The organism is Streptomyces sp. MK37H (genome assembly GCF_018035285.1).
GTDB lineage: Bacteria > Actinomycetota > Actinomycetes > Streptomycetales > Streptomycetaceae > Streptomyces > Streptomyces endocoffeicus.
On sequence record NZ_JAAAYH010000468.1, the window covers coordinates 1 to 6,744 of the forward strand.

A 6,744-nucleotide genomic window follows, 5' to 3' on the forward strand; every position below is an offset into this window, starting at 1 on the left:
TGCGGTGCGTTCCAGGAGGGGGCCGGCCTCGGCGATGCAGCGGGCCGGGTCCGGCTCCAGGTCGGTGAGGGCGTAGGCGCGGCGGATGCCCGCGTTGCCCAGGGCCACCGGGGCCAGGGACAGGCGGCCGCAGACCGCGACCACCTCGATGCCCCGGGCGCGGGCCGCCGCCGCGACGCCTGCCGGGGCCTTGCCGTGGAGGGTCTGCTCGTCCAGCGAGCCCTCCCCCGTGATCACCAGGTCCGCGCCCTCCAGCGCGGCGGGGAAACCGAGGACGTCGAGCATCACCTCGATGCCGGGGCGGAAGGTCGCGCCCAGGCCGACGAGGGCGCCGAAGCCGATGCCGCCCGCCGCGCCCGCGCCGGGCGCGAGGGCGTACTCGGCGGCCGAGGCCCCGACCGCGCGTTCCAGGACGCGTACGTAGTGGGCGAGGGCGACGTCCAGGGCCGCCACATCGTCCTCGCCCGCGCCCTTCTGCGGGCCGTAGACCGCCGCCGCGCCCTTCGGCCCGGTCAGCGGGTTGTCGACATCGCTGGCCAGAACCGTCTCGGTCTCGGCGAGGCGCGGGTCGAGGCCGGACAGATCGGCCGTCGCGAGGTCGCGCAGCGGGCCCCCGCCCGGTGCGACAGGGGTACCGTCCTCCCGCAGGAAGCGCGCGCCCAGCGCGCTGAGCATCCCCGCGCCCCCGTCCGTCGTGGCGCTGCCACCGACGCCGAAGACGATCGTGCGGGCGCCCGCGTCCAGCGCCGCGCGCAGCAGCTCCCCGCTGCCGTACGTGGTCGCGGTGAGCGGCGCGAAGACCCCCTTCGGCAGATGGCGCAGCCCGGACGCCTCGGCCATCTCCACCACGGCCGTGGTCCCGTGCAGCGCGTACGCCGCCGTCACCGGCGCGCCCAGCGGCCCGGTGACCCGCGCCTCGCGCCGCTCGAACCCGGCCGCGACCGCCGCGTCCACCGTGCCGTCCCCGCCGTCGGCGACGGGCAGCGCCGCGATCCGCAGGCCCTCGCCGCCACGGCGCGCGCCGCGGCGCAGGCCCGCCGTGACGCGCTCGGCGACCTCCACCGCCGTGAGCGAGCCCTTGAACTTGTCCGCGGCGATCAGCACGCGCTTGGGGGGCGTCGCCTGCCCCTGCGCCCATGTCCTGGTCCCTGCCGCGGCCTCTGCCCTCGCAGCGTCCGTCACCTTGGTAACCCCTCGCATTCGCACAGGCAGTCGCGCCGCTGTGACCCTATCCGGCGGGGCCGCACCGGTACACCCACCTCAGATGGGTACACCTGACCCATGGCCCTCAGCGGGAGCGCACTCGCGGACCGGATCCTCGGCGGCTGGCTCGGCCGGATCGCCGGGAACATGCTCGGCAAACCCGTGGAAAACGGTCCGCACTGGACCCGCGACCGCATCGACCGCTATCTGCGCCGCGCCGATGCCCTGCCGCTGACCGACTACCTCCCCGCGCTGGAGCCGCCGCCCGACCCGGTCGAGTTCGAGCTGCGCCCCGAGTGGCAGCACTGCGTCCGCGGCCGGATCCACGGCAGCTGCCGCGACGACGACGTGGACTACTCCGTCCTCGGCCTGCACCTGCTGGAGACCCACGGCCCCGGCTTCAGCAGCGAGCAGGTCGGCGAGGTGTGGCTGCTGCGGCTGCCGTACCTGCAGACCTTCACCGCCGAGCGGGCCGCCTACCGCAACCTCACGGCCGGGGTGAAGCCACCGCTCAGCGCGACCCTCGACAATCCCTACCAGGAGTGGATCGGCGCCCTGATCCGCGCGGACGTCCACGGCTGGGTCAACCCCGGCGATCCGCGGCGGGCCGCCGCGATGGCCCGCCGCGACGCCGTGCTCTCCCACACGGGCAACGGGGTGTACGGGGCGATGTGGGCGGCCGCGCTGATCGCCGCCGCGTTCACGGCGGACGGTCCGCGCGCCGCCGTCGAGAGCGCCCTGGACCGGATCCCGCCGCGCTGCCGACTGGCCCGTACGGTGCGCCGGATCGCGTCCTTGCACGACGCGGGCGTGGCGTGGGCGGACGCCCTCGCCCAACTGGAGCGGGAGACCGCAGGACTGCCCTGGATCCACGTGGTCCCCAACGCCGCCGTCCTCACGGCCGGGCTGCTCTACGGCGCGGGCGACTTCACGACGACGATCGCCCTGACGGTACGCGGCGGCCTGGACACCGACTCCAACGGCGCCACGGCCGGGTCGGTCGCGGGGGTGCTGTGCGGCGCGGCGGCCATCCCGCCACAGTGGACCGAGCCGCTGGAGGACCGGGTGCGCAGCGCCGTCTTCGGCTTCGACGGGACCCGCATCAGCGACCTGGCGGCCCGTACGCACCGGCTGGCGGTCGCGGCCGAGCGCCAGGCCCTGTCCGGTGGATCTTCGCGCCGCTGACACCAGCGGCTGACGCCGCGGTGCCCGCGGCGTGCGCGGTGCCCGCGGCGTGCGCGGTGCCCGCGGCGTGCGTTGGAGCCAGGGCGTGCGCCGCATCCGCGATGCCCGCAGCGCCCAGGACGCGCGCCGCGCCCGCGGCGTTCGACGCGAGGGGCACCTCCCAGCGGTAGCCGGGGCGCCAGGGGCACCGGGCCGGGCGTCGCGGGCCCGCGAAGATCCGCCGGACAGGGCCCAGGGCAGGTGGGCGGTGGTCAGCGGACCGGATCGGCGATCCGGTCCAGCCACTCGCGCAACAGGCCGCGCTCAGGCGCGGTCAGCACGTCCGTCCGGGGCAGCGCGGCCCGCAGGGTGACGGCGGCCGCGACGGGCCCGGGCTCGGCGGCGGAGGGCGCGTCCGTGGTGATCGCCGCGATGGCCGCCTCGCGGGCGGTACGGGACAGCTCCGGATCGCGGCGGTCCTCGGGCGTGGCGATGAGCGTGAACGTCGTACCGCAGCCCGCCGCGTGGACCAGCGCCGCGGCGCGCTCCTCGGGGATGGCGAGCCGCCCCGCCTCGGCGATGCGCCGGATGAGCCGGGCGAGCATGTCGAAGGCGGTGACGGCGGCCGGTGAGGACACCCCGGGGCGGTGCCCGCCGTACATCAGCGAGTACAGCGCCGGGTTGGCCAGGCCCAGGCCGATGTGCTGATCCCAGCCGGCGCGCAGGTCCTCGACGGGGTCATCGGTGGGTTCCTCGGCGGCCTTGCTGTTCACGTACTCCGTGAAGCCGTACGCGACGACCGCGTCGAGCAGGCCCTGTTTGTCGCCGAAGAGCCGGTAGATGGTCGGCGGCTGCACCCCGGCCGCTGAGCTCACCGCCCGGGTCGAGACCGCGTCGGGGCCGCCGTCGGACAGCAGCCGGGCGGCGGCCGCGACGATGCGGTCGCGATTCCCGTCGCGGTTCCCCTCGCGGTCGCGCGTTGCCTCGTGACTCGCGTCGTGGTGTGCATCGTGGCTCGCGTCCGGCGCCGTGACGCCCTCCCTCTCCATGCTTCCAACGATAACAGGATCTCGTTAGCGACCCTTCGTTTCCAGTGATACCTTGACAGCGATATCACTGGAAACACACAGAGGAGCTCACCGTGATCATCGTTACCGGAGCCAATGGCCAGCTCGGCCGGATGGTCGCCGAGCGGCTGCTGGAACGCGTACCCGCCGAGGAGATCGGCGTCAGCGTGCGCGACGTGGAGTCGGCGCGGGACCTCGGCGCGCGGGGGGTACGCGTCCGCCGGGGCGACTTCGCCGACCCGGACACCCTTCCCCACGCCTTCGAGGGCGCCTCGAAGGTCCTGATCGTCTCGACGGACACCACGGGCGAGACCGCCGTCCGAGGCCACCGCGCAGCCATCGCGGCCGCGGCGGAGGCCGGGGCCAAGCGGATCCTCTACACGAGCCACATGGGCGCGAACCCGTCCTCCCGGTTCGCCCCGATGCCCGACCACGCCGCCACCGAGGAGGCGCTCCGGCAGTCCGGTGTCCCCTTCACCTCTCTGCGCAACGGCTTCTACACCTCATCGGCCGTGATGCTGGTCAGGGGCGCGCTGGAGACGGGCGTCCTGGCCGTGCCGGAGGACGGGCCGGTCGCCTGGACCGCCCACGCCGACCTCGCGGACGCGGCGGTCCTCGCCCTCACCGGCGAGGTTCTCGACGGCCTGAGCCCCGCGCTCACCGGTCCCGAGGTGATCGACATGGCCGGAATCGCGGAGATCCTCACGCGGCTGACGGGCCGTCCGATCCGCCGGGTGGTCGTCTCCGACGACGACTACCGGGCGCAGTTGGTCACCCATGGCGTGCCCGAGTCGTCGGCCGACCTGCTCGTCGGCCTCTTCGCCGCCAGCCGCGATGGCGACTTCGCGCCGGTCGACCCCACGCTCGCTGATCTGCTCGGCCGTCCCGCGGTGCGCGTGGAGGACTACCTGAAGTCGGCGCTCACGCCGCCTCGGTGACGTACCGCACGAATCGGGCCCAGTCGGCCCGGCCTACGGTGAGTCCGGGCCGCGTGGTGTCCTTCGAGTCACGTATGAGGATCGCGTGCGCGGTGACGGCGACCTCCAGGCATTCCCGCCTTCGTCGCCGCTGTAACTGCTCTTCCACCGCTCCATCGCCCGCGTCCTCGTCCGTCGGGTCCGCCATCGCCACCCCCGCCATTCCTCTCGGCCCGGTCAAGAAGCCGCAGCGTAGGAAAGTTCGACCACGCGGAGTCACAGGAATCGGCGATTCCCCGCCGGGAGGGTGAACGCACGCGGATGTCAGCGGTCGGCGGTGTCCCATTCGCTGCCCAGCCAGCCGCTGTGGCTTTCGAGGAGGGCGACGAGGGAAGCGGTCACGCGGTCGTCCCACCAGTCCGCCACGACCTCGAGCTCGAAGGCGCCGCCGGGGCCGCTGTGGAAGTCGAGGACGATCCGGCGGTCGGCGCGCCACTTCGTACGGCGCGGAGTGCGGGCGACGTCGCCGCCACCGATGATGCTGCCGATCGCGATGGCCACCTGGACGGGCGAGATCAGCCACCACATGAACCACCAGAAGGCCCGCCCCTTCAGTCCGACGGCGGGCGGCGCGCCGGTCTGCCGGACGGTCCAGCGGGTGCGGATCCTGCCGCCCCTCATGGCCGGTTCGCGGGTGATGAGGGCGAGGGATTCACCGGCGGCGCCCAGCACCTCGTACGTGGCCGGACCTCCCTTGACCGCCGACGCGGTGACCACCTGCGCGAACACCTGCCCGCGGTAGGGGTCGGCCCAGAGAGTGAACACGCGGGTGCCGTCCTTGCGGGCGGTGCGGTATGCCTTCAGATCGCCGCCGGGCGGGTCGCGGCGTTCGGGGAAGGCGAGGGGACCAAAGGCCCGGCCGGGCTGGGGGGCGGTATCGGAGATCCGTATCTGCCAGGTGAGGCCCCCGTCCGGCGGCGGTTGCTCCTTCCCGCTCAGGGTTTGCCCGCTCAGGGTTTGCCCGCTCAGCCAGAGAAACCGTCCCATCCCCGCACTCTCCCCGTATGTCGTGCCTGACCTGTGCCGGGCCGGACTCTACCCGTCCGGTTAAAGGCACTCGCCACCATCGGCAACGCGTGCGTACGCTCGCCGCATGAGCAGCGAGACGACGCGCCGGCCGCTGGTGGCGATCCTGAGCGGGGCGGGCATCTCCACTGACTCCGGGATCCCCGACTACCGCGGCCCGCAGGGGCTGTGGCGGCGCGATCCCGAGGCCGAGAAGCTCGTGACGTACGAGTACTACATGACCGACCCCGAGATCCGGCGGCGCTCCTGGGAGATGCGGCGCGACAGCAAGGCGCTGCAGGCCCGGCCCAACGGGGCGCACGAGGCCGTCGCCCGACTGGAGCGCTCGGGGGTGCCGGTGCGGGTGATCACCCAGAACGTGGACGGGCTGCACCAGATCGCCGGGATGCCCGCGCGCAAGGTGCTGGAACTGCACGGCACCGCGCGGGCCGTGCGGTGCACCCACTGCGAGGCGCGGTCCGGGATGGACGAGGCGCTGGAGCGGGTCGCGGCGGGCGAGGCGGATCCGGCGTGCCGGGAGTGCGGCGGGATCCTGAAGTCGGCCACGGTGATGTTCGGGGAGAACCTCGATCCGGAGGTGCTGACGGAAGCGGTCGCGGTGGCGCAGGCGTGCGAGATCTTCATCGCGGTCGGCACCAGCCTCCAGGTTCAGCCCGCCGCCTCGCTCGCCGGGCTGGCCGCCGAGCATGGCGCCCGGCTGATCATCGTCAATGCCGAGCCGACACCGTACGACGAGCTCGCGGACGAGGTCGTTCGCGAGCCCATCAGCGCGGCTCTGCCTGCTCTGCTGGATCGCATCGCCGCGGGCTGACGACCGACTTCAGCGTCAGAAGAGGCCGGGCAGTTCCTGCCGTGCCTCGAACTCCAGCAGCCGCCGCTTGCGGTCCAGGCCGCCGCCGTAGCCGGTGAGGCTGCCGGTCGAGCCGACCACCCGGTGGCAGGGGACAATGATGCCGACCGGGTTCTTGCCGTTGGCCAGGCCCACCGCGCGGGAGGCGGTCGGCTGTCCGATGCGGTCGGCCAGCCGGCCGTACGACCAGGTCTCGCCGTACGGGATGGCCCGCAGCTCGGCCCAGACCCGGCGCTGGAAGGGCGTGCCGTCCAGGTGCAGCGGCAGGTCGAACTCGGTCAGCTCGCCCGCGAAGTACGCCGTGAGCTGGCGGACGGTTTCGGCGAACGGGGTGTCTGCTGGGTCGCCGGGGCTGCCGAAGGTCTCCTCGGGTGGGCGGTGGCGCTGCTCGACCATGTAGAGGCCGGACAGGTCGGTGCCGGTGGCCACGAGGGTGAGGGGGCCGTAGGGGCTGTCG

Annotated in this window: 8 protein-coding genes; 3 read left to right on the forward strand and 5 right to left on the reverse strand. The window is 73.8% G+C overall.

Annotation, left to right across the window (positions count from 1 at the left end; genetic code table 11):
- A partial coding sequence (locus GWI24_RS37980; protein ID WP_210950607.1) for a glycerate kinase occupies positions 1-1,104 on the reverse strand: 1,104 nt, incomplete at its 3' end.
- Positions 1,105-1,281: 177 nt separating this feature from the next.
- On the opposite strand from GWI24_RS37980, the gene GWI24_RS37985 reads away from it, so the two are divergent.
- Positions 1,282-2,388 carry an ADP-ribosylglycohydrolase family protein gene (locus GWI24_RS37985; protein WP_210950601.1) on the forward strand — a complete coding sequence of 369 codons (1,107 nt, stop codon included), beginning with the start codon at positions 1,282-1,284 and terminating at the stop codon, positions 2,386-2,388.
- Positions 2,389-2,639: 251 nt separating this feature from the next.
- Here the strand turns inward: GWI24_RS37985 and GWI24_RS37990 are convergent, their stop codons facing one another.
- On the reverse strand, positions 2,640-3,416 hold the full coding sequence (locus GWI24_RS37990; protein WP_210950602.1) for a TetR/AcrR family transcriptional regulator: 777 nt from the start codon (positions 3,414-3,416) through the stop codon (positions 2,640-2,642).
- Positions 3,417-3,508: 92 nt separating this feature from the next.
- On the opposite strand from GWI24_RS37990, the gene GWI24_RS37995 reads away from it, so the two are divergent.
- Positions 3,509-4,372: an NAD(P)H-binding protein gene (locus tag GWI24_RS37995; protein ID WP_210950603.1), complete on the forward strand. Its 864-nt coding sequence runs from the start codon at positions 3,509-3,511 to the stop codon at positions 4,370-4,372.
- Here the strand turns inward: GWI24_RS37995 and GWI24_RS38000 are convergent.
- On the reverse strand, positions 4,356-4,592 hold the full coding sequence (locus GWI24_RS38000; protein ID WP_308344226.1) for a DUF397 domain-containing protein: 237 nt from the start codon (positions 4,590-4,592) through the stop codon (positions 4,356-4,358). The genes GWI24_RS37995 and GWI24_RS38000 overlap by 17 nt on opposite strands.
- A gap of 83 nt (positions 4,593-4,675) precedes the next feature.
- Entirely contained in the window at positions 4,676-5,398 is a 723-nt protein-coding gene (locus GWI24_RS38005; protein ID WP_210950604.1) for a hypothetical protein, read from the reverse strand.
- Between the two features lie 106 nt (positions 5,399-5,504).
- Between GWI24_RS38005 and GWI24_RS38010 the strand changes: the two genes are divergently transcribed.
- On the forward strand, positions 5,505-6,248 hold the full coding sequence (locus GWI24_RS38010) for a Sir2 family NAD-dependent protein deacetylase (RefSeq protein ID WP_210950605.1): 744 nt from the start codon (positions 5,505-5,507) through the stop codon (positions 6,246-6,248).
- A gap of 15 nt (positions 6,249-6,263) precedes the next feature.
- On the opposite strand, the gene GWI24_RS38015 is transcribed toward GWI24_RS38010, so the two are convergent.
- Positions 6,264-6,744 (reverse strand): methylated-DNA--[protein]-cysteine S-methyltransferase (locus tag GWI24_RS38015; protein WP_210950606.1); only part of this gene is annotated, 481 nt, incomplete at its 5' end.